The following is a 21,123-nucleotide window of genomic DNA, read 5'->3' on the forward strand; positions in this document are numbered from 1 at the left end:
GGAGTGATCTTTTGGAAGAGTATGCATATGTTCTGGATTATTTACCGCAGGGTAGACCTGACGACAGGTCCTACAGATCCAGCCCGGTGGTGCTGGCCATAGGTGAAACAGAGTTCAAGCTGCTTGAGCTCATACCCAAACCAAACGAGATCATAACAGTTGGAGAGAAGGTTTACATCGGCAAGAATCCCGAAATGAGAAAAAAGATCCTCTCGGTCAGAAGACGCATAATGTACAAGGATCTCACAAGCGCTGCACAGAGTGAGCTGCCCTATGTACTTGAGGATATAGTTTCAAAGCAGGAGGGGCGATTCATAGAATTCTTCAACAAGGCTGAACCAATAAACGCCAGGCTGCACAGCCTTGAACTTCTCCCTGGCCTGGGCAATAAGACCATGTGGGCCATACTCGAAGAGAGAAAGAAGAAGCCGTTCAGCTCCTTTGCGGATCTGCAGGAAAGGGTTAAGAGCATTCATAATCCGCAGAAGATGATCGTAAACAGGATCATCGATGAGCTTAAGGACAGATTTGAAAAATACAAGCTTTTCGTAGCAAAATGAAGTACAGCAAGAGGATGGGCCAGGTCTTCCTGCAGAGCAGGAGGATCGCCGAATATGAGGTTGACCTTCTCGGTGAACCAGGTACCGTGCTGGAGATAGGCCCTGGCCATGGCGTACTGACAAAGATACTGGTTGAACGCGGATTCAAAATAACCGCTGTGGAAAAAGACCGTTACATATTCGGAGAGCTCCAATCTTTACGTGCAGCGAATCTTAACCTCATAAACATGGATTTTCTGGACATGGCACCTGGATCCTATGATTATATCATAGGCAACATTCCCTACAGCATATCGTCGCCCATAGTATTCAAGCTGTATGAGTTTGAATTCCGTAGATCCGTAATAATGGTGCAGAAGGAATTTGCTGAAAAGATAGCTTTTCCAGATGACATGTCACGGCTGTACGTCAATGCGCATGTCAGGTATAACGTTGAACTCAAGAGGTACGTGAGCAGAAAGAACTTCAACCCACAACCAGAGGTTGATTCTGCCATACTGGTGCTGGAGAAGAAGAAGTATGAGGAGCCATATCCTCTGGAGTTCCTGGACGGAGTGCTTGTACAGATGTTCTCAAAGAAAAGAAAAAAATTGTCGAATATATTCGATATATGCCCTGAAGATCTGGCAGATAAGAGGCCGTCAAACCTCACTGTTTCTGAGATTCTTGGCCTTGCCCGCCTATTGTTTGATTCCGGCTCTTCAGCACATCGTTGATGCCGAACATCGAGAAGGTTGATCCCGCAACAGGCACCTCCGATGGTATCATTATCATGCTTGACTTGCCTTCAAGGCCAACCTCGTATATGATCTGCATCCACCTTAGCTGAAGGCCAATTGGGTTCTCAACATACTGGCGCGATGCCTCCACCATCTTCTGGGCTGCCTCAACCTCGGCCTGTGCCAGCGTTACCCTGGACCTGCGCTCTCTCTCGGCTGAGGCCTGCCTCGACATGGCTTCCTGCAGCTGTGAAGGAACGAGTACGTCCCTTATCTCAACGGACGCTACCTTTACGCCCCATGCCTCCGTCTTCTGATCTATTATCTCCCTTGCTGTTTCACCTATCTTCTCCCTCTCTGACAGGAGCTCATCGAACATTGATTTACCGATCACTTCCCTGAGGGTAGTCTGCGCAGCATAATTTGTTCCAACTGAGTAGTTTTCTATGTTGAGGACGGCCTTCTGTGGGTCGATGACCTGGTAATACATTATGGCATCGACGTTTACCGGTACGTTATCCTTGGTGAACGTGGCTTCTGTCTTGAACTGTACGGGCTGTATACGTGTAGACACGTATATACCTCTGCTGACTATCGGCGTTATGAAAATTATACCCGGGCCGCGAATACCGCCATACCTTCCAAGCGTTAACACTATCGCCCTTTCCCATTCCTTCAGGACATGAATTCCTGAAAGCAGTATTATTAAGGCTATTATGATTATTATGATCAACAGTATATCTAATCCTGTCATGTCTTAGTATATTAAACGTAATATATAGACTTTCGTAATTTTTGTTACTTAAAGATACGAGGCATTTCAATTGCCAGGCTCAAATTTATAAACGAATTTTCCATTCAGGCGTTATGGGGCCGTGGGGTAGCTTGGTATCCTACGGGCTTTGGGAGCCTGAGACTCCGGTCCAAATCCGGACGGCCCCATACTGCGATCACAATATTTTTGCGCTAACCTTAAATGCCAGGTATTATTGATTTAAAATGCGGCACGCCACAATTGAAGATCTTAAGGATCATATGTTGCTAATGGAGAGCCTCAGAATGATTGGAGGAATTAGGGAAAAGACTCCAGGTCATTTTTATTATAAGAGAAAGAACATCATCCATTTTCACGTGGATGGGAGCTCCGTATTTGCCGATGTTGGAAATGATAGAATCCTAGTAAATAAAGAGAATTACGCAGACATAATTCAGGTCGTGCTTTCCTATATGAAAACGCTTGAATGATGGCGTACGAATTGCTGACTTCTCACGTACAGGTGTATCAATCCCGATTGACTCTCTCATTTATGGCATGCTCCTGATTGTTGGCATCCGATCATTTCATCAAAAAATGAAAATACTTGTATAACGTTTGCATACGTTTACAGTATGAAGACCTGGAGTGGCCACATATATTTTGACGATAAATTCGAATGGAGCAGGCTTGAAAAAGCCTTTCCGGATATATATTCATTGATAGTCGAAAATAAGAAAAATCCTGAAGATCAGCAGTTTGATCAGGTCCTGCTTCAACTGAACCTGGAGGAGATGCACAAAAACAAGAAACCAATTGGATACATAAAGGATGACGCCAAGTACAAGCTGGTATTTCCGCTTGACCGCAAAGAAATGATAGTTTACCGCGGAGTAGTGAGCGACGAGGTCCGAGAAAAAACTGAGGAGATAGAAAAAGTGCTCAAATCAAAAAAGATAAGGTACACCGTCGACTATGATAAGATGATATTGTACCAGATAAGGAAGGCTAAGAAATGATCATGGATGCCCCGATAGTGTTATATATTCTCTTCTCATTTTAAGGTGGATCGCAGATGGCGTCCGATAGGAAATCCGAAGGTTTTCAGTCCGGTGCGGGACTAATAAGATATTTCGAGGAGGAGGAGATTAAGGGCCCTGCGCTCGACCCAAAGCTCGTGGTTTACATGGGCATAGCCGTTGCGATCATCGTTGAGATAGCCAAGATATTCTGGCCTCCATGAAATTATAAGTTCAGTGTGTCTAATGGCCGATCATCCTAGTGCCTTTCATATCGAATGACGTTCTAACGACGAAGTTAGATATGCTCATCATCCTTCTCTGGATGTAGTTGAGATTCTCCGGCTTGCACATCACAAGAACGAAGCCCTGAGAACCTCCGCCCATCAACCTTGCAGCCTGTGCACCGTTAGACAACGCAAGAGCTATTATCCTATCAATATGATCGTTTGTTATCCTCGAACTGAGGGATTTCTTTATCTCCCATCCGCGATTTATCTGATGTGCGAATTCATCCATATCGTTTTTTACCACTGCATCCCTGAGTCGTCTCGCAACATCCTTCATCTGCAGCAGATTTCGATCGGTCTTTTCATCGCCCATCTCTGAGGCCTTCACCTGTTCCATCAGCACCTCAGAGCTCTGCCTTGTCTTTCCAGTGTAGACCAGAAGTATCCTTCTCTGCAGTTCTGTCGTGAATTCGCTGTATTGGCCAAGATCCTCACGCTTTACTCCGTCCGCGCCGAACTCCATGTACTTGAAGCCACCGTATGCTATCGCGTATGGATCCTGCTTTCCCAGTACCACGTGAAAATGATTCCTTTCTAGGTTATAGGATTCTTCAGCGAGCGTGGCTGGATCGACCGTCCTTCCTCTTATTGAATTCACAAGATTCATGAGCGCTGATACAGCAGAACTGGATGATCCAAGGCCGGAACCAGGTGGGGCATCTCCAGACATTATGACCCTTCCATTGGTTATGCCGGCCTCGCTCAAAAAATCCGCCATCATCTTCGTCACGCTTGCAGCCCTGTGCATATTCACGATGTAACTCCGGACAAAGTCTCTCGAGGAGAGCTCCAGCTGAAATTCATCTTCTATGTAGCGAACGGAGACGCCCCTGTCGATCGTTGCATTAACAACGGCACCGCCGTGCTTGGAAAGGAATGGTTCCACGTCAGTGCCACCACCACCGAATGTTATGCGTAGAGGGCTGTATGATATGTACACTATAGATGATTTGAATCTACCTTATTAAATTCTTTCAGATCCGCATTATCATGCGCAAAAAACAATAACAGGAAACAGTTGCCTGTATGATTGGCATGACCTACAGATCAATAGGATCAACTGCTTATCCAACGATCGGCGTTGTTCTCCTGGGCGGGATAGCAAATCCCGTCACGAGGACGCCGCTGCATACCTCGGCAGGGATAGCATACAGTGATTCCTGCGGATCGATAAGATCCGAGACCAGGATATACGCCGATGAGGCTACGCACATATATTTCAATGGTACGGAATCGACAGATGACAATAGATCCGTGAGGCGTGTGCTTGATCGTTATTCAAGCGTCTTCGAGGAGGCGTTCGGTACGAAGACTGTTTCATATTCTTCACAGAACTTCGGCATACTGAGCGGCAGTTCCGATGCTGGAGCGGCATCGATAGGCGCAGCTATATTGGGCCTCAAACCCGATCTGGATCCGCACGATGTTGAAAATGACCTCAGGGCGGTCTCCGAAAGCGCAGGCAGGAGCCTCTTCGGCGGCTTAACAATAACTTGGAGCGATGGTTTCCATGCATATACGGAAAAGATTCTTGATCCTGAGGCATTCTCCGGGTATTCGATCGTTGCCTTCGCGTTTGACTATCAGAGAAATCCGTCCGATGTCATACACCAGAATATAGTGAGAAGCGATCTCTATCCGGCCAGGAAGAAGCATGCCGATGAACATGCGCACATGATCAAGGAGTACGCAAAGACAAACGACATAAAGGGCATATTTGATCTGGCCCAGGAAGATACAGAGGAATACCATTCCATACTTCGTGGCGTGGGCGTGAACGTGATAAGGGAGAACATGCAGAAGCTCATCAGTTACCTGAAGCTGATCAGGAAGGATTACTGGAATGCCTACATCGTGACCGGCGGAAGCAACGTCTACGTGGCTGTAGAAAGCGAGAATGCAGATAGGCTGTTTTCGATCGAAAATACCTTCGGTTCAAAAAAGAAGATGCTCAGGATAGTTGGCGGTGCCTGGCATAGAAGACCAGAGTGATCATGCCCGTTCGAAGATCATATCGGAGATATCCTGAGGGAAATCAAGTACCCTTATGTATCTGTCCCCGGAGATATCCGTCGTGCTGTAAGCCAATTTGAACGGATATCCTATCTCCCTGTCCGTGACAAAATACTGCCCTCCAAGCTGTGAGAATGCTTCGGAATGGCCGTCGCCCCTGTAGGGCATGGCTATGTTTTCCGTGATATCAAAGAATTCCCGCAACCTCTTCTCCTGTACGGAGGGATCTATGACCACCATCGCTGCCCCAGCCATTATGGTATCTATGATGTCGTTCAACTTGCCAGAAAGATTTAGCACGATTATATCGAACATGTGGGAAAGATAGGTGTACTCAGCAGTGTTTATCACATGATGGTGAATCGCATCGTAGTCCACTACGAGTACCTGATCCTGACCGAGAAGGCTCCTTACGGTCTCCGGATCGGATCGCCCATGCCTTATAGTGAGTGTATGTATCTGCAACTATCCATCATATGTAACGATTGATTTATACTTTTACATGAGAATACTTCACAGTATTATTTTTATTTTTTAATGATAATTCATTATTCTAGATCCAATGTTTAACGGATATTTTAAATATACGCAGTATAATTATTAAAACAGCTGTATTTCCATAATTCCAAAAAGATTAAATATCATGCGTTCGTACTAGTATTGATGTTTGAGATTCCTAGACCGTATCTGATCAAATTCGATAGGATTGCAGTGCCGATGGCAGAGGGCAGAAGCTCCAGAAGAGTACTGCATATAGCCTTTGCCTTTGCATCCGCTATGGGATCAGAGATAACCGCGATCACGGTCAGGGATCAGGCAAAGGACATAACGTGGACGAACAAGATCACCGTTGTCACCAACGCATATAAGGAGGGTTTGAGCCAGAACATAAAGGTTGTGCCGAAGATTCTGACGAGCTCAGACGTAAAATCCGCATTGGTGGAGGAGCTGAATAGGCACTCGTATGACATAGTGATAATAGCATCGGAGAAGAGATCCATAATAACGAGGATAACCTCAGGCCCTGTGTCCAACTACGTGATAAAGAAGTCGAATATACCAACCGCTCTGGTTTCGGTCAAGACGCAGACCTTCCCGTACAAGACCATATACATACCGCTGAGTGAATCTGTAAACACAAGAGGTTCAGTGGCATTCGGCCTCTTCCTGAAGAAGGTGACCGGAGCAAAGGTCATATTCTCGGATCTCAGGGCCTTTGATCAGAACCCGACGCACAAGTTCAGCTACGTATTCGATTACATGAACGAGATAATAGAGAACTTCGGTGGGGACATAACGGTCAGGAAGGGAGGCACCAGCAGCGACCTTAAGGAGTCCATACTCTCAGAGGCTTCAAATGCAGATGCAGATGCACTCGTACTCGGCGTCAGATCCGGCCCTAATGGAAAGATAAGGGTTAGCAGCGAGATCAAGGATCTCATGAAAACTGGCGAATTTGACAGCATACTCTTCAAGAAGTGATTCAGATCTGAGACTGGCTTATGTATCCGCCTTTGAGCAGAAATTCCACGATGTCCACGTTGAGGCGCACAACGTTAACGTAATAGGAACCGAAGAATGGAAAGTTTTGGGTTTTCGTTGAGTTCACAAGGTTATACAGATACGAATAAAGATCGCTCACCGATAGATTTGTTATATTGTGGATCGCTATGCTTATCCTCGGAATCTGTATGATCGCGCCCTGCAGCGGAATGCCGGGATCCAGCCCTGATCCGGAATAGGATATCATGGCGTATGGTATCTCGCTTATGTTTACACCTGGATTCTCGCTGAGGAAACGGTGAAGGTACTTTTCAGTCAGGTTTAGCATTGCAGGATTTCCCAGCGAATAATCATAGGATCCGGATTCACTGAGGTTGTAATCTATTGCTGATGGCCTTGGATGGAAGAAGAATGATGAGTTGAATGCCTCGGCCAGGAGGTAGCTTCCATATATGTGACCATCGATCTCCACGGGTTGGCCCTCAGACTGGAATGGCAACGCATGTTCCGTTATCAGCGATGTTACGGTTGGATACACGAAACCCAGTATGAACAGAAACAGCACGGCGAATACCAATGCCTTAAGATATGATTTCACCAAACCACCCCCAGGGCAACAAGGAGCATATAGATCAGCTTGATGGCTATGAACGGTACAACGACACCACCGAGGCCGTATATCATTATATTTCTCTTCAGCAGATCGGATATGGACGTTGGCTTGTATTTAACACCGCCAAGCGCCAGCGGTATGAGGAACACTATGATTATTGTGTTGAAAATCAGCGCAGATGTTACCGCAACTATCGGATCGGTCAGATCCAGCACATTGACCATGGAAAGGCTTGGAAACATGTAGAAGATGGCAGGTATGATGACGAAGTACTTTGATATGTCGTTTGCTATGCTGAATGTTGTGAGAGCTCCTCTGGTTATTAGTATCTGCTTGCCCAGGAATATGACATCCATCAATTTTGTCGGGTTGCTGTCTAAATCGATCATATTGGCTGCTTCCTTTGCAGCCTGGGTTCCGTTGTTCATTGCAAGGCCAACGTCTGCCTTGGCAAGTGCGGGTGCATCGTTGGTGCCGTCCCCGACCATGGCAACCATCCTCTGCCTCTCCTTCTCCCTTATCACGACATTGTACTTGTCTATGGGTTTCGAATTGGCTATGTATTCATCAAGTCCGACCTGAGCAGATATGTACTGTGCCGTTACCTCATCATCTCCGGTGCACATGACCGTCTTTATATCCATGTTCTTTATTTCCGCTATCCTCTCCTTTATACCGGGCTTTATGAGATCCTGTAGCTCTATGACTCCTGCAAATTTGCCATTGTGTACCACAGGTATCGCAGTTCCACCCCTCATGGATATTTCCTTGCACAGTGCCTCTATGAACTCATCCGCAACGTGGAACTTCTCCTTGAGGGCGTGCAGCGATCCCTTTATTATGTAATCGCTATCAGATTCAAGCCCGCTGTACTTGGTTTCGGATGAGAACGGTATGAAACTGTAGCCTCTCAGATCCTCTTCCGACACGGTTATACCGTTGCTCCTAGCCAGATTCAGTATGGATATGCCCTCCTTCGTCTGGTCATAGAATGAGGCCAGTGCACACATCCTGTAGAACTCCTTATCGTCTACGCCTTTGTTCGGGTACATGCGAACTGCCTGGCGCTCCCCTATAGTTATCGTGCCCGTCTTGTCGAGTATTATAGTGTCTATGTCTCCGGCATTTTCTATGGCTCTTCCGCTCTTGGCTATTATGTTGTATTCTGAAACCTTGTTTATAGCGGCTATTCCAATCGCAGGAAGGAGCGCCCCTATGGTTGTGGGTATGAGCGCTATGAGCAGGACTATCAGCATCATCACATTGGCTGTTCTGCCGTAGTAATGGGATATGGAGAATATTGAAGCAGTTATGATCAGGAATATGAGGGTCAGGCCCGACAGAAAGACGGTTAGCGCTATCTCATTGGGAGTCTTCTCCCTCGTTGCCCTGTTAACCAGATCGATCATCTTGTCTATGAAGGTGCTCCCAGGATCGGCGGTTGCCCTTATCTTTATCTTATCGGTGACGAGCCTGGTGGAACCTGTTACGGTGTCGCCGATGACCTTCATCACGGCCCTTGATTCACCAGTTACATTTGATTCGTCGACGTATCCCGAACCTTCGATAACCTCGCCGTCTATGGGTATGATCTCGTCACGGTAGACCACTATGATGTCACCCTTGCGCAGATCCGTTGACTTCACATCAACAGGATTGCCGTCCCTGATCACATGTGCAGTCACTTCAGTCTTGAATTTCTTAAGCGAATCCGTTATGGCCTTGCTCTTGCCCTCTGACATGGCCGTGCTCATGCTGGAGAAGAACACCGTAAGAAAGAGAAGAATTACAACTGCAAGGTAGAACTGAAGGTATGTGGTGGACGATGGCACACCGAAGAAGCCTGGGAATGCGTATATGAAGACGGAGAGAAAGAGGGACATCTCCGTAAGGAACATGACAGGGTTATGGATTATGACGTCCGGCCTCATGTTCTTAAGCGTAAGCAGAAATTCCTCATACACCTTCATGAAGTTCAAACCATCGCCTCCAGTATGAGGTTGAAATCATGGGCCCATGATAGGAGCGGGCCAAGAACTATTATGGGGAAGTATGAAAGAAGCCCGATCAGGATCATGGCCGCTATGAGCAGCACGCCGAATATCCAGTTGCTCGTATCTATCGATCTGTAGTACTGTGCCTTGGCTTTCTTTACAGAGAAGGACTGCGCTATGATCAGCTGGAATGCCATCAGCAGGTACCTGCCCAGCAGCATGAGAACGCCATCAAGATAGTTGAAGAACGGCTGATTCGTAATGAAGCCGCCCATCTCCGATCCATTGTTTGATGCCGCTGAGGCAAATTCGTAAAGAAGTTCCGTTATCCTCGATGATTCGGGATTTACGAATGATGACATGAGATGTGGTATCATCAGAGTTATGCCCAGCGGTATGACCACAAGCAGGGGATGCGTTATGAGGGAAAGCGTTGAATACTTTATCTCCTTTGAACTTATTCTCAGGCTCATTATCTCTGGCAGCTTTCCAACCATGAGCGATGCTATGAACACTGTGAATATTATGTACATGAAGATATTCAGTACGCCAGTTCCAACACCGCCAAGCGGATCGTTAAGCAGCAGGCCTATCAATACGCCGATTATCCCTGCTGGCGTGTATGAAACGAGGGCAGCATTGGATGCACCGGTCGATGTGATTGTCGCACCAACTGCGAATATCGTGCTCTGCGATATTCCTATGGCTGTTTCCTTTCCAACCATGTTGCCTGTGTAATATCCAAGGTGCAGGAATGGAACACCAGCAAATTCTCCAAAGAAGGCAAACAGGGCATCGAAAATGAAGAAGAACATGACGACCCAGTAGAGCATGCGGCCAAATTTTCTGTCTCCGAATACAATGCCAAGCGAGATCAGCGATGCCAGTGGAATTATAACGAAGGATACGAATTCCACGAGGTTCGTGAACCAGTCCGGATTTTCAAATGGGTATGCGGCATTTGCTCCATAGAATCCACCACCGTTGGTCCCTATGTTCTTAATGGCTTCCAGCGTTGCAACAGGGCCCAGTGGGATATTGTATACCTTATTTGTCAGAAATGCGTTGACCGTGATGTACCTCTGCATGGTTTCAGGTATCCCTGCAAGGATCAGGATAACGGTCAAGATGACGGTCAGCGGAAGTATGAGATCAAATATCGAAACGAGGAAGTCATGGTAGAAATTGCCTATATTTCCAGTATCCGTTCTTATACCTCTCACGAATGCCATGGAAGCTGCAAATCCAGTGCCGGCAGACAGGAACATCAGGCCGGTGATCACAAAGGTCTGGCTGAAGTATGAAAGCCTCATGGGATTTGAATAATGCTGCAGATTCGTGTTTGTCAGGAAGCTGACCACGGTGTTGAAATCAAGCGAGGGAGACATGCCCACCGTGTCATATGAAAAGGGAAGGTACTTCTGAAACATTATCACAAGAAATGATATTAGACCTGCAAAAAAATTAAAGAGGAGAAGATTTATGAAATATTCTTTGAAGGTCATGCCATGATCCGGCGATTCCCCGATCATTCTCTCGAAGAATGATATGATGCGGCCTGTTATCTTTGAGAAAACGGTTTTCTCATCTAAGTATATCTTTGCAATGTGGAATGAGAGTATGTAAGCTAAGACAGATGCTATTATCAGATATATCAGTATTATGATAACTCCTGAAACGGCTCTTTCGGCAACAAAGAACTTGGCCCAGAAATAAGCTTCATACTCAATCAAATTCATATCTTTTCTGCCTCTAATATCGTGTAAAGCAGGTATATTGCCATGATTAGAACCAGAACTGAAAGCAATATGATCGAGGCTTCCATTTTTCAGTTTAATTCTATAACAATATTAATAATTTACTCTCTTTCTTTGATTTACTAAAAATTTGACGCGCTCAACTGATGGCCATTTTCGTCATGGAACATTGCATTCTGATGCCAGCATAGATAGATCCAGGAATCTTTTCATTCCATTACGATGATAGCCTCTTCGCGACGTATGGCCCTAAATCTTCATAGCCCCTCTTTCTGAAATACTCCCTGACGCCTATGCCAGATATGACCAGTATCCTGTGGAGACCCTCTTCAAGCGTGATGCGCTCAGCCTCCTGCACAAGCCTATTGCCGAAGCCACGATGCTGCCATTCATCCTCTTCATGCCTCCCCACAGGAACTTCCTGGCCGAATACCTTCAGCTCCCGTATTATAGCAGTATTCATGACCTCCTGCCTGTGTGCCCTGTCCGAAGGTATTCTCAACCTCACGAATCCGATTATTCTGTTGCTTTCTGTGACGTATGATATGAAGTATTCCTTGCCTCCTCCGGCATTATAGCCTTCAACTTTGAGGATCACATTTTCTTCCTTCACTGTGCCGTGGCCTATTTCCCTATACCTTATCTCGCCGGTCTTTATGCCCTCCTCTCTCATCCTTCGTTCCACTAGATTTCTTATGTCGGATCTCTTCACACCGGCAACTATGAACTGCACCGGAATATCCCTCTGTATCCTCTGGATCCTTATCCAGTCAGGCATTCTACGCATGAATTCCACGATGAGATCGACCGTTTCTGCGGTCGTGTATGGCCTGTACTTTCCGTTCTTCCACAGATTGTAAAGGCCGGTACCCTGCGTTACGAGCGTTGGGTATATCTTGAGCATGTCCGGCTTGAATCTCTCATCGTTTATCATGAGATCGAAGGATTTCAGGTCTTTTTCAAAGCTTGAACCATACATCCCTGGCATGATGTGGTAGACGATCTTCAGGCCTGCATCCCTTGCAAGCTGCGTGGATCTTGCTATGTCCGCCACGGTATGCCCACGGTTGTTTATGGCCAGAATCCTGTCATCAATGTTCTGTACACCAAGCTCTACCTTGGTTGTCCCATAGGCCAGAGCTTCATCTATCTCGCGCTCGAAGAACCAATCCGGCTTGGTCTCTACGGTCAGGCCTATGCACCTGTGCCTGCTGGTTTCATTGATCCTTATCGATTCCTCTAGGCTGTTTCCAATCGAACCGTTCATGGCGTCTAGGCATCCCTTGACAAAATTCCTCTGGTATGCCGGGTCCCTGGCTGTGAACGTCCCACCCATTATGATGAGATCGATCTTTGAGGTGTCGTGCCCTATTGTTTCCAGCTGCTTTATTCTGTTAAATGTCTCCATGTATGGATCGTAGGCATTGTTCCTACCCCTGAGTGCTGCCGGCTCATAGCCTGTATACGACTGGGGAGAATTGTTGTCAACGCCTCCCGGACAGAATATGCATTTACCATGGGGGCACCTCTCCGGGGAGGTCATGGCCGCAACGACAGCCACACCCGATATGGTTCTGGTCGGCTTTCTTCGTAATATCTTCTTTACGTCCTCGCTGAAATTGAATGAGTTCAGGATTTCCACATCGCTCGGGACGTAGTCAAGGCCATACTTCTTCGATAGCTCGAGCTTAACGTCTTCCAGATCCTCCTTATCCTTTATCTGGCCTGAAAGTAGAACGTCCCGCATCTCTTCGAAGAAATCCATATTGGGTTTATTTAAGATCGATAATTATGATTTTCCATTGGAATAGAATTTAGTTCGATGCTTGCGGAAGACCCAATGCAGCCGTATTCATAATGCGGCAAACGCATCATAGTGTTCACAATGGAATCATGCCCAATGATAGCGAAATGGGCATATTTTAAAGACATAATATAGAAAAATTAATTAATATCCTATGTCATACATTCTGACGATGATATGTCGGACGATGGGGTGAAATTCCCTGCATTGCTCATCTCCACGGCGCTTGTGTTGTGGATACTAAACGCTCTTGGATACCTCACCGTTTCCATTGGTGGTAGCAACAAGCTTAACATCGGATTCACCTCCGGCCTGATCCTTCTACTGATTGCAACTTGGTTACTATTAGCCTCAAGAAAGAATTTCAGCATGCATGATCCCAAGGATGGTATTTGATTTTTTGAATATCAGATAGCTTCTAATTTGGATTCATAAACAGATCCACAGAAAGTACAATCGATGAATTCTCAAGATAAAAGCCAATTTCTGAATGCTGGAAAAACATTTTTAACATGACGCGCTATACTCACGAAAATGCAGATAGAAACCGAAGACCCGCATGAAACAATAAACAATTACAAATTGCGAATAGACGAGAGGATATCAAGGTTTTTCGACAGGAAAGAAGCCGAAACCAAAGATGATCTCTCTAGAAGGGTCATAAGGATGATAAGGGAGTACACCGAGGGAGGGGGCAAAAGGCTTAGGCCCATATTCCTTGTCCTTGGCTACAGGCTCTTTGCCGATGAAAATAATGCAATATTCGATGCTTCGATATCCATAGAGCTTGCGCAGTCATATCTTCTCATACATGATGACGTCATAGATGACAGCGATCTGAGGCGCGGGAAACCCAGCATGCATATAAGGCTGTGGAGATCGTTCTTCCCGGAATCAGAGAAGGGGAAGAAGATGGGGGAAGGCCTCGCAATAGTTGCAGGAGATCTTGCCGAAACCTATGCCCATGAAAGCCTGATCAACTCCGACTTCGATCCCAGCCTACTTCTGCTGGCCGATATGGAACTTACGAAGACTATAGAGATGACAGGCTACGGGCAGTTCCTAGATGTTGTTTCCGGCACGCTGAATGATTTTAGAGAAAACGATCTCATAAGGCTGCACCTATGGAAAACCGCCAGATACACGCTTGAGGGTCCTCTGGCCATGGGTGCATTGCTCAGTGGAAGGCACGATCAGATCATGGATCTGAGACTCTTCGGCCGTACGCTTGGAATAGCGTTCCAGCTCAAGGATGACATACTCGGCCTGTTTGGTGATGAAGCCACAACTGGGAAATCCATATACAGCGATGTGAACGAGGGAAAGAGAACCCTGCTCATGATCAAGGCCATGGAATTTTCTGACAGGCAGGATGCCGAGTTCATTGACAGAATACTACGCAGAGGCAACGTGACCCAGGAGGAATTCGAGAGGATAAGGAACATCGTGATGAAAAGCGGATCTTACGACTACTCCGTCAAGCTCATGGACAGCCTGGTTGCCAAATCAAAGGAGTACCTAAACAGAATTAGAGGCAACAGCTGCGCCAAAACTTACCTTTCCTGGCTTTCGGATTACCTTGTGGCCAGAGACCACTAGTACCTTGGCCTGTGCTGCGTGTACATCTCCCTCAGGGCCGAATCGTTGAGGTGGGTGTATATCTGTGTTGTTGCAACGCTGGCATGACCCAGTATCTGCTGTATGAACCTTATGTCGCCGCCGTTCCTGAGCACGGAAGTCGCGAAGGTGTGCCTTAGCACGTGCGGTGTTACCTTCTTCTGTATTCCAGCCTTCTTGCCCAGATCCCTTATCATGCGTTCTATCGTCGATGTATCGAATCTGACGCGCCTGTTGCTAACGAAAAGATAGTCGTTGTCGGTATCCATTGAGAGCCTCAAGTCAAGATACGAACCAAGTGCTTTCACGCATTCTTCAGCCATTATGACTATCCTGTCTTTGTCTCCTTTCCCGGATCTCACGTTTATTATTGATTCCTGCAGATCCACATCGCTTATCTTGAGATTGCAGAGCTCGCCCACTCTTACGCCTGTATAGGCCAGAACGGAAACAATTGCATACATCCTTGTATCTGAACTTGCAGCCTCGATGAGACGCTTCGCCTCATCCTCAGAAAGATACACCGGCATGTGAGATGGCCTCTTTGGAGGGGTGAGATTTATAGGGACCCTCAGATCCAGAGCCTTATAGAAGAGTTTCACCGCCTTTATGGCAAGATACTGGCTCGTCTTTGAATATCTCTTCTTGACTGCCAGAAAATTCTTGTATCTTTCGATATCCATTGGCGTTATCTCATCCGGCTTCTTGTTCATGAAGGAGAGGAATTGATCCACTAGAAACCTGTATTCCTTGATGGTGTACCTGCTCTTCCTCTCTCCGGTCATGTACTCCACAAACCTCGAAAGATACTCATTGGTTTCTGCCGGCATCAGGGTTAAATATGCACTGTGAATATTAAAATCTATGCAAGTGGCTTCGCCTTTTTACCATCATTCTCCTTCTGCAAAACACAGAACACCCAACATTTTTATAATCTCTTAAAATAGCGTTCCAATGCTTGTTTCTCCATCAATCGTAGCAGCATCACCGTTGAAGATACAGGATCAGGTCAGGGAATGCGAGAACGCCGGATCCGTTTCCTTCCACCTGGACGTTATGGATGGGAACTTCGTGCCAAACATAACCGTTGGCCCTGACTACTATGAATTCCTCAGATCCATATCCAGAATACGGATAGAGAGCCATCTTATGGTCATGCGCCCTGATCTCTACTACAGAAAATTTGCAAAGGAGGGCGATCTGGTCTTGGTGCATTACGAGAGCCCGGTAAACACCCTTGCTCTGCTTAAGAGAATGAAAGACGAGGGCATAGATGCCGGTATCGTGATAAATCCGGACACATCGTTCAGCAAGGTATCCGATCTCCTGGAATACGCACAGATCCTGCTCATAATGTCGGTTTATCCAGGTTTTTCCGGGCAGAAATTCATAGATGTTTCAGATAAGATACATGAGGCTTCCGCCTTCATCAAGAAGAACGGGCTCAAGACGAAGATAGAGGTTGACGGGGGCATAAACGACAACACAGCAAGGATTGTGAAAAATGCTGGAGCGGATATAGTTGTTTCCGCCTCCTACATTTTTGGTGGCAACATAAGTGAGAGGATCAGGATACTCTCATCGATATGAGTATCCTCCCGTCATGGTCCTCGTTGTAAAATTTCAGGGCATCCTGCATTTCAGTCAGTTTGAACTCTCTCGATATCTTGACGCGTAAATCGTGCATCTTCATGAACTCCAGCAGATCCCTCAGATCCGATCTCGTGCCACCAGTTGATCCAAGTATCCTTCTCTCGCCTGTGTAAAGATCCGCTATGTCAATGGATCCCTCTCTTCCAGTGAAGATGCCGAATGTGACCAGAGATCCACGGATACCGAGGTGTTTCAGCGATTCCTTCCAGAACAACGTTCCCAGCGGATTCACAACAATATCGAATTTCATGCTATCAGGGATCTCATCCGCCTCGAATACCTCTGTTGCACCGAATTCCTCTATCCAGTCCTTCCTTGACACCGCGTAGACATCACAGCCCATCATTGACGCCATCTGTACGGAGAACATGCCGGTATTTCCGGACGCACCGAATATCAGGACGGATTTGCCAGGAGCACAGCCAGCTAGTCGAAGAGCCCTGAATGAGGTCAGGGCTGCCACACCGATGCTTGCTGCCATCTCATCGCTTACATTTTTGGGCAGCCTGAAAACGTTCTTCTCTGGAACGGCGACCTTCTGTGCATAGCCACCATTGGATACAACTCCCCATATGCCACCTGCGGTGCACAGATGCTCATTTCCCGATATACATTGATCGCATGTGCCATCGAAAACTCGGTTATACACAACCACGCGGTCGCCCTTTTTGAAATTTCCGCTGTCCTGTGCCACAACCCCGTATACCTCTGTCCCTGGAATGTGTGGGAGCGGATTCAGCTTGTACACGATCTTGCCGTTTATCGTGTTGTAATCAACGGGGTTGAGCCCGGCTTTCCTGACCTCTATGAGAACCTGGCCATCCAAAACCTTGGGGTCATCGACATCTTCGATCCTCAGATTTTCGTTTCCTAGCGGTTCATATACAAGAGCAGCCTTCATGTTTTATCATATGCTCATGCGCTGAACCTGATTAATTTTTTCTCAAATCTCTGAATTGTCTGAGTTGCTTTCCATGACGTCTTTCCTGCTTGACAGTAAGTATACGCTCTCTCCAAGTATCATGCCCGCAGTGAATGATAATACCGCATCTATAATCAAATTGATCATCGGGCTTGCGGGAACAAAAAACTCGAGAGATATCCTGGCCAGAAACGAACACATCCATATGATGAATATCACCGGAGACCGTTTAAAATAAAGCACGTTCGATCTATAGAAGAAGCTGGCCTGAGTGCCAAAGCGAGTTCCCATGGCGTAACCTGCGGGTATCAGAAGCATCACGGAGTAATATATAGGCGTGCGAGGAAAATCGACAAGCAACAATGCAACAGAAAGTATCAGATAGAGTATGGGCAGCCTTATCAGCCTCGCCCTTGAATACCTTCTGCCATGGAATGCCCTTATGGATGACCTTATGACGATCAGGGCGATTATGATGAGGATCACTCCGGCTTCTGGTGAGATCACAGCACACTATATCCCCTCGCCTGATAAAATTTCTTATGCGTCCATATTATGAACCGCCTTGAACCCAGAACGTATTATCCTCAGGTTTGAGATATACCGGCTTAGTAAAGCGCAGATCATTTTTAATATCCGAGAACTCAGGATAAGGTTTAAGTAAAGAGTTGAAATTGGGCAGAGAAGTTGAAATCAGGCTCAACCTCTGCATCATCTCCGGCATATCCGGGTCGACTGAATCCGCTGTGCACCTGTCTTCAAGGTGGATGCGGATATGGTGCAGTGAAATATGAAAGGTGAACTCAATGGCATTTCCAGAAGCGGTTGAACGCCGTCTCAATAAGAAAATATGCATGCGCTGCTATGCAAGGAATTCTATACGAGCAACCAGATGCAGGAAGTGTGGTTACACAGGGCTCAGGCTCAAGAAGAAGGAAAGGGCGGCAGGCAAATAATGATATGAAACCACCAAAGGTTGGAATCCTCCTTATGGAGGGTACAAACAATGAAACCGAGGTATTTTTTTCAGTCAGGAGAAGCGGTGGCGATCCTGATTACGTGCATGTGAGTGATATTGCTGCAGGCAGGAAAGCCATATCTGATTATGATGCGCTCATTGTGCCTGGGGGTTTTTCAGCCGGTGACTACATAAGGGCCGGCGTGATATTTGCGGCAAGGCTTCTGGCAGTGGCCGGAAAGGAGATAAGGGATTTCGTTGATTCTGGAAGGCCCTTAATAGGGATATGCAACGGGTTTCAGGTCATCATGGAGATGGGGCTGATAGGAAAAAGAGATGAACTGACACTGACAAACAATGAATCCGGAAGATTCGAATGTCGCTACACCTATATCACGATGACATCGGACAACCCGATATTTAGGGATGCATTCAAGGGAAAAGGCTCATTCCAGGTGCCGGTTGCGCATGCTGAAGGTAGAATCGCCGTATCCGGCGTATCAGTACTCAAGAGGCTCTACGAAAATGATCAAGTACTGTTCAAATACTCGGATACGCACGGAGTTACAGATGAATACCCATGGAATCCAAATGGATCTGTTGATTCAATTGCATCTCTGACAAACGAGCACGGTAACGTTATAGGGCTTATGCCTCATCCTGAGCGTATTTATTACTCGTATCAGGCCATGTACGACGATGCCAGAAAGGATCAGGCAACTGGGAAGCTTTTCTACGACAGCCTGATATCATATCTTAGTGGTGTGCATGGATAGGGCAATATGTGGAAATTTCTATTACGGTGGAAAATTCGATTATCTTGAGGTCATAGTATCGGACGGAAAGATCGCGGGCATAAAGAAGGATGCCGGCAACGTGCCGAAGACAAACTATGACGGGGCGATACTTCCCGCGGCTACTGACATACATGTGCATTTCAGAACACCAGGTGAAACTGAAAAGGAAGATTTCGGCAGTGGATCCCTATCTGCCATATACGGCGGAACCACATATGTTATGGATATGCCGAACAATCGCTTCCCCATAACCGATTACAATGCTTTTGGTGATAAGCTTGGATCCATAGATTCTACATCATTTGCAGATTTCTCTCTTTACTCTATGGAAACCGGCAAAAACGCCATGCTGTTGGACAGAAGGAGCATCGGGCTTAAGGTTTACCTGGGCGGATCGACCAATTCAACCGGCACTGAGGTCATAGAAGAAGGAGATATCAGGAAGATAAACGAAATGAATTATCCTGTGGTGTTTCATGGCGAATCTGAAAGATGTCTTAAGACACATCAAATGGAAGAAAAAAACCTGAGGGACCACAATCTGGCAAGGCCCATAGATTGCGAGATCGAGGCGGCTAAGTACGTGAGCGGCCTTGACATAAAGACGAAGATAATGGCCCATGTGAGCTCTCCAGATGTAACCGGCAATTTTCTCAGGGAGGTAACGCCACATCATCTGTTGCTGAATGATGAGATGCCTCTCGGATCGTTTGGAAAAGTGAACCCTCCACTGAGGGACAGCAGAACACAAAAGAGGCTTCTTGATGATTACATAAGCGGGAAGTTCGATATACTCTCCTCTGACCATGCGCCGCATACAGAGGATGATAAGAGAGAATTTGAATTTGCAAAGTCGGGAATAATAGGGGTTGAAACAAGAGTTCCGTTATTTCTGGCTTTAGCCCAAAAGAAGATTGTGCCCCTCGATGTCCTCTACAGAACAGCCATAGAGAATCCGCCATCCATATTCGGCATAAAGAAGGGCAAGATCGAGATTGGTTACGATGCCGACTTCATGGTTATCGATTTCACCAGCATGAAGAGGATAAACGACAACAGGCTGCATTCAAAGTTTCCAGTCAGCCCGTTCAATGGCATGGACGCGATATTTCCATCGCATGTGATCATGAGGGGCAACGTGGTCATAGATCGCTATGAAGATATTTCGGATCCGATGGGCGTATTCATACCCAAACCTCAAAAGGAATGATTTCTGACTCCAAATATAACTGCCTCTATCCTTGCCCTATCGTATGAATGATGTCGGTATATTCTTGGCACGGTTATGTAGACCTTTTCTTCCCTGAACACATCTCCCCTCGCAGAAAACTCTCTTCTGAGAAAATCCCTTGCTTTCGCATTCCCTATGCTGTATATCCACATTGAAGTTTCAAAGGCCTTATCTATGAATGCCCTGTCTGAATGCTTCACGACTGAACCGAATGGTGGATTCATTATCCAAGTATCGTATTTGCCAGATATCTCTGAAACATCTGCCACCATGAAATTCACACCTCCGCAGTTTCTCTTCGCAGTCTCTATGGCGTCGGGATCTATGTCGAATGCTGTTACGGACTCAGCGCCGAGAAGGTATGATCCGCACGCTAGGATACCATTGCCTGTTCCGGCATCGATCACGGATCGCCCACCTATATTCCCATCGTTGTATATCTCTATTAAAAAATACGCTGCTGTGGACGCATCCGTTGGATATTGCTCCAGGTAATTTTTAAAATTGCCCTGCTGTTGGAGTTTCTGGAGCCTGATCTCAAGGTCATTCTTTATGCCCATCAGTATTCTGGCGTGCCTATAACTAGGTCAATTATCTCCTTTGCTATTCTGGCAGAGTTCTCCTTGCTTTCCCCTCTTTCCATTAGGAGCTTCTCTATTTTGCGTGTTGCCCTCTGCCTCTTCCATGTCCCGTTTTCATGTGCCGCAAGCACTATGTATTTGGCAATTTCCCTGTCTACGTTTATACCGAATCTCTCTCTGATCTTGATCTGCCAAACTGGAACAAGTACCGTAGGAAGGTCCCGGAGTTCTCTTCTCTTCTCCGATACGATGCTATTTATATCCTTCCTTCGGGGTAAGACCATACTCTAACATTCTCTTGTATATCTTAAAGTTTTCCCTGACACATTCAGTACAAA

The 21,123-nt window shown here is 46.4% G+C and carries 25 protein-coding genes and 1 tRNA gene; 14 read left to right on the forward strand and 12 right to left on the reverse strand.

All coding sequences use genetic code 11. The annotated features are described in order from the left end of the window. Positions 1–11: 11 nt before the first annotated feature. Positions 12–560, forward strand: coding sequence for a DUF655 domain-containing protein (locus TA_RS06700; RefSeq protein ID WP_010901705.1), 549 nt, complete (start codon positions 12–14; stop codon positions 558–560). Then, complete coding sequence (gene rsmA, locus TA_RS06705) at positions 557–1,276, forward strand: 16S rRNA (adenine(1518)-N(6)/adenine(1519)-N(6))-dimethyltransferase RsmA (protein WP_010901706.1); 720 nt, start codon at positions 557–559, stop codon at positions 1,274–1,276. The genes TA_RS06700 and rsmA overlap by 4 nt, the downstream gene beginning before the upstream one ends. Here rsmA and TA_RS06710 read toward each other — a convergent pair. Beyond that, a complete protein-coding gene (locus tag TA_RS06710; RefSeq protein ID WP_010901707.1) occupies positions 1,209–2,033 on the reverse strand; it encodes an SPFH domain-containing protein in 825 nt (274 codons plus the stop codon). The genes rsmA and TA_RS06710 overlap by 68 nt on opposite strands. Before the next feature lie 115 nt (positions 2,034–2,148). On the opposite strand from TA_RS06710, the gene TA_RS06715 reads away from it, so the two are divergent. The 4 genes from TA_RS06715 (at position 2,149) to TA_RS06730 (ending at position 3,276) form a co-directional block, all read left to right on the forward strand. Further along, positions 2,149–2,221, forward strand: a tRNA-Pro gene (locus tag TA_RS06715). 102 nt (positions 2,222–2,323) lie between these two features. Continuing rightward, entirely contained in the window at positions 2,324–2,524 is a 201-nt protein-coding gene (locus TA_RS06720; protein WP_156778541.1) for a hypothetical protein, read from the forward strand. Positions 2,525–2,668: 144 nt separating this feature from the next. After that, positions 2,669–3,052 carry a hypothetical protein gene (locus TA_RS06725; protein WP_010901708.1) on the forward strand — a complete coding sequence of 128 codons (384 nt, stop codon included), beginning with the start codon at positions 2,669–2,671 and terminating at the stop codon, positions 3,050–3,052. Between the two features lie 56 nt (positions 3,053–3,108). Beyond that, complete coding sequence (locus TA_RS06730) at positions 3,109–3,276, forward strand: preprotein translocase subunit Sec61beta (protein WP_010901709.1); 168 nt, start codon at positions 3,109–3,111, stop codon at positions 3,274–3,276. A gap of 19 nt (positions 3,277–3,295) precedes the next feature. On the opposite strand, the gene TA_RS06735 is transcribed toward TA_RS06730, so the two are convergent. Beyond that, a complete protein-coding gene (locus tag TA_RS06735; RefSeq protein WP_010901710.1) occupies positions 3,296–4,282 on the reverse strand; it encodes a GHMP family kinase ATP-binding protein in 987 nt (328 codons plus the stop codon). Between the two features lie 95 nt (positions 4,283–4,377). On the opposite strand from TA_RS06735, the gene TA_RS06740 reads away from it, so the two are divergent. After that, positions 4,378–5,334 carry a mevalonate-3-kinase gene (locus tag TA_RS06740; RefSeq protein ID WP_010901711.1) on the forward strand — a complete coding sequence of 319 codons (957 nt, stop codon included), beginning with the start codon at positions 4,378–4,380 and terminating at the stop codon, positions 5,332–5,334. Here TA_RS06740 and TA_RS06745 read toward each other — a convergent pair whose 3' ends face one another. Next, the gene (locus TA_RS06745; RefSeq protein WP_010901712.1) at positions 5,335–5,820 is read right to left on the reverse strand and encodes a hypothetical protein; all 486 of its coding nucleotides are present in this window, start codon (positions 5,818–5,820) and stop codon (positions 5,335–5,337) included. Between the two features lie 198 nt (positions 5,821–6,018). Between TA_RS06745 and TA_RS06750 the strand changes: the two genes are divergently transcribed. Next, positions 6,019–6,837, forward strand: a complete 819-nt coding sequence (locus TA_RS06750; RefSeq protein WP_048162067.1) for a universal stress protein — start codon at positions 6,019–6,021, stop codon at positions 6,835–6,837. 1 nt (position 6,838) lies between these two features. On the opposite strand, the gene kdpC is transcribed toward TA_RS06750, so the two are convergent. The 4 genes from kdpC to TA_RS06770 all read right to left on the reverse strand — a co-directional run bounded on the left by kdpC (position 6,839) and on the right by TA_RS06770 (position 12,987). Next, the gene (kdpC, locus tag TA_RS06755; protein WP_241761829.1) at positions 6,839–7,456 is read right to left on the reverse strand and encodes a potassium-transporting ATPase subunit KdpC; all 618 of its coding nucleotides are present in this window, start codon (positions 7,454–7,456) and stop codon (positions 6,839–6,841) included. After that, positions 7,453–9,441, reverse strand: coding sequence for a potassium-transporting ATPase subunit KdpB (gene kdpB / locus TA_RS06760; protein ID WP_048162408.1), 1,989 nt, complete (start codon positions 9,439–9,441; stop codon positions 7,453–7,455). Before kdpB ends, kdpC begins: the two co-directional genes overlap by 4 nt. A gap of 5 nt (positions 9,442–9,446) precedes the next feature. Further along, positions 9,447–11,204 (reverse strand): potassium-transporting ATPase subunit KdpA, encoded by a 1,758-nt coding sequence (gene kdpA, locus TA_RS06765; protein WP_010901716.1) that lies wholly within the window; start codon positions 11,202–11,204, stop codon positions 9,447–9,449. Between the two features lie 235 nt (positions 11,205–11,439). Further along, positions 11,440–12,987, reverse strand: coding sequence for a tRNA uridine(34) 5-carboxymethylaminomethyl modification radical SAM/GNAT enzyme Elp3 (locus tag TA_RS06770; protein WP_010901717.1), 1,548 nt, complete (start codon positions 12,985–12,987; stop codon positions 11,440–11,442). A 216-nt stretch (positions 12,988–13,203) separates the two neighbouring features. On the opposite strand from TA_RS06770, the gene TA_RS06775 reads away from it, so the two are divergent. Both TA_RS06775 and TA_RS06780 read left to right on the forward strand, forming a co-directional pair. Next, entirely contained in the window at positions 13,204–13,422 is a 219-nt protein-coding gene (locus TA_RS06775) for a hypothetical protein (RefSeq protein WP_048162070.1), read from the forward strand. Positions 13,423–13,560: 138 nt separating this feature from the next. Next, positions 13,561–14,625, forward strand: coding sequence for a polyprenyl synthetase family protein (locus tag TA_RS06780; RefSeq protein ID WP_010901719.1), 1,065 nt, complete (start codon positions 13,561–13,563; stop codon positions 14,623–14,625). Here the strand turns inward: TA_RS06780 and xerA are convergent. Next, entirely contained in the window at positions 14,622–15,473 is an 852-nt protein-coding gene (xerA, locus tag TA_RS06785) for a site-specific tyrosine recombinase/integron integrase (protein ID WP_010901720.1), read from the reverse strand. The genes TA_RS06780 and xerA overlap by 4 nt on opposite strands. Positions 15,474–15,597: 124 nt before the next feature. On the opposite strand from xerA, the gene rpe reads away from it, so the two are divergent. Next, on the forward strand, positions 15,598–16,233 hold the full coding sequence (rpe, locus tag TA_RS06790; protein WP_010901721.1) for a ribulose-phosphate 3-epimerase: 636 nt from the start codon (positions 15,598–15,600) through the stop codon (positions 16,231–16,233). Here rpe and TA_RS06795 read toward each other — a convergent pair. Beyond that, positions 16,211–17,197 carry an alcohol dehydrogenase catalytic domain-containing protein gene (locus TA_RS06795; RefSeq protein ID WP_010901722.1) on the reverse strand — a complete coding sequence of 329 codons (987 nt, stop codon included), beginning with the start codon at positions 17,195–17,197 and terminating at the stop codon, positions 16,211–16,213. The two genes, rpe and TA_RS06795, sit on opposite strands and share 23 nt — an antisense overlap. Positions 17,198–17,239: 42 nt before the next feature. Beyond that, the gene (locus tag TA_RS06800) at positions 17,240–17,725 is read right to left on the reverse strand and encodes a hypothetical protein (RefSeq protein ID WP_010901723.1); all 486 of its coding nucleotides are present in this window, start codon (positions 17,723–17,725) and stop codon (positions 17,240–17,242) included. 299 nt (positions 17,726–18,024) lie between these two features. Here TA_RS06800 and TA_RS06805 point away from each other — a divergent pair, with 299 nt between their 5' ends. From TA_RS06805 to TA_RS06815, 3 genes are read left to right on the forward strand one after another with little or no spacing between them, the layout of a single operon-like run. After that, positions 18,025–18,174 carry a 50S ribosomal protein L40e gene (locus TA_RS06805; protein ID WP_010901724.1) on the forward strand — a complete coding sequence of 50 codons (150 nt, stop codon included), beginning with the start codon at positions 18,025–18,027 and terminating at the stop codon, positions 18,172–18,174. Between the two features lie 4 nt (positions 18,175–18,178). Then, positions 18,179–18,952, forward strand: coding sequence for a phosphoribosylformylglycinamidine synthase subunit PurQ (purQ, locus tag TA_RS06810; protein ID WP_010901725.1), 774 nt, complete (start codon positions 18,179–18,181; stop codon positions 18,950–18,952). Then, positions 18,945–20,183, forward strand: a complete 1,239-nt coding sequence (locus tag TA_RS06815; RefSeq protein WP_048162072.1) for a dihydroorotase — start codon at positions 18,945–18,947, stop codon at positions 20,181–20,183. Before purQ ends, TA_RS06815 begins: the two co-directional genes overlap by 8 nt. Here the strand turns inward: TA_RS06815 and TA_RS06820 are convergent. Together TA_RS06820 and TA_RS06825 are read right to left on the reverse strand one after the other, a co-directional pair. Continuing rightward, complete coding sequence (locus TA_RS06820; protein WP_010901727.1) at positions 20,171–20,764, reverse strand: METTL5 family protein; 594 nt, start codon at positions 20,762–20,764, stop codon at positions 20,171–20,173. The genes TA_RS06815 and TA_RS06820 overlap by 13 nt on opposite strands. Next, positions 20,764–21,069 (reverse strand): hypothetical protein, encoded by a 306-nt coding sequence (locus TA_RS06825; protein ID WP_010901728.1) that lies wholly within the window; start codon positions 21,067–21,069, stop codon positions 20,764–20,766. Before TA_RS06825 ends, TA_RS06820 begins: the two co-directional genes overlap by 1 nt. Positions 21,070–21,123: the final 54 nt, after the last annotated feature.

The organism is Thermoplasma acidophilum DSM 1728, assembly GCF_000195915.1.
Taxonomy (GTDB): domain Archaea; phylum Thermoplasmatota; class Thermoplasmata; order Thermoplasmatales; family Thermoplasmataceae; genus Thermoplasma; species Thermoplasma acidophilum.

What these genes read in the sequence shown, in the direction of transcription:
- rsmA (WP_010901706.1), top strand. Translation starts at nt 557, where the DNA reads ATGAAGTACAGCAAGAGGATGGGCCAGGTCTTCCTGCAGAGCAGGAGG.
- TA_RS06710 (WP_010901707.1), bottom strand. Translation starts at nt 2,033, where the DNA reads ATGACAGGATTAGATATACTGTTGATCATAATAATCATAATAGCCTTA.
- TA_RS06720 (WP_156778541.1), top strand. Translation starts at nt 2,324, where the DNA reads ATGGAGAGCCTCAGAATGATTGGAGGAATTAGGGAAAAGACTCCAGGT.
- TA_RS06725 (WP_010901708.1), top strand. Translation starts at nt 2,669, where the DNA reads ATGAAGACCTGGAGTGGCCACATATATTTTGACGATAAATTCGAATGG.
- TA_RS06730 (WP_010901709.1), top strand. Translation starts at nt 3,109, where the DNA reads ATGGCGTCCGATAGGAAATCCGAAGGTTTTCAGTCCGGTGCGGGACTA.
- TA_RS06740 (WP_010901711.1), top strand. Translation starts at nt 4,378, where the DNA reads ATGACCTACAGATCAATAGGATCAACTGCTTATCCAACGATCGGCGTT.
- TA_RS06750 (WP_048162067.1), top strand. Translation starts at nt 6,019, where the DNA reads ATGTTTGAGATTCCTAGACCGTATCTGATCAAATTCGATAGGATTGCA.
- kdpB (WP_048162408.1), bottom strand. Translation starts at nt 9,441, where the DNA reads ATGAAGGTGTATGAGGAATTTCTGCTTACGCTTAAGAACATGAGGCCG.
- kdpA (WP_010901716.1), bottom strand. Translation starts at nt 11,204, where the DNA reads ATGAATTTGATTGAGTATGAAGCTTATTTCTGGGCCAAGTTCTTTGTT.
- TA_RS06770 (WP_010901717.1), bottom strand. Translation starts at nt 12,987, where the DNA reads ATGGATTTCTTCGAAGAGATGCGGGACGTTCTACTTTCAGGCCAGATA.
- TA_RS06775 (WP_048162070.1), top strand. Translation starts at nt 13,204, where the DNA reads ATGTCGGACGATGGGGTGAAATTCCCTGCATTGCTCATCTCCACGGCG.
- TA_RS06780 (WP_010901719.1), top strand. Translation starts at nt 13,561, where the DNA reads ATGCAGATAGAAACCGAAGACCCGCATGAAACAATAAACAATTACAAA.
- xerA (WP_010901720.1), bottom strand. Translation starts at nt 15,473, where the DNA reads ATGCCGGCAGAAACCAATGAGTATCTTTCGAGGTTTGTGGAGTACATG.
- rpe (WP_010901721.1), top strand. Translation starts at nt 15,598, where the DNA reads ATGCTTGTTTCTCCATCAATCGTAGCAGCATCACCGTTGAAGATACAG.
- TA_RS06795 (WP_010901722.1), bottom strand. Translation starts at nt 17,197, where the DNA reads ATGAAGGCTGCTCTTGTATATGAACCGCTAGGAAACGAAAATCTGAGG.
- TA_RS06805 (WP_010901724.1), top strand. Translation starts at nt 18,025, where the DNA reads ATGGCATTTCCAGAAGCGGTTGAACGCCGTCTCAATAAGAAAATATGC.
- purQ (WP_010901725.1), top strand. Translation starts at nt 18,179, where the DNA reads ATGAAACCACCAAAGGTTGGAATCCTCCTTATGGAGGGTACAAACAAT.
- TA_RS06815 (WP_048162072.1), top strand. Translation starts at nt 18,945, where the DNA reads ATGGATAGGGCAATATGTGGAAATTTCTATTACGGTGGAAAATTCGAT.
- TA_RS06820 (WP_010901727.1), bottom strand. Translation starts at nt 20,764, where the DNA reads ATGGGCATAAAGAATGACCTTGAGATCAGGCTCCAGAAACTCCAACAG.
- TA_RS06825 (WP_010901728.1), bottom strand. Translation starts at nt 21,069, where the DNA reads ATGGTCTTACCCCGAAGGAAGGATATAAATAGCATCGTATCGGAGAAG.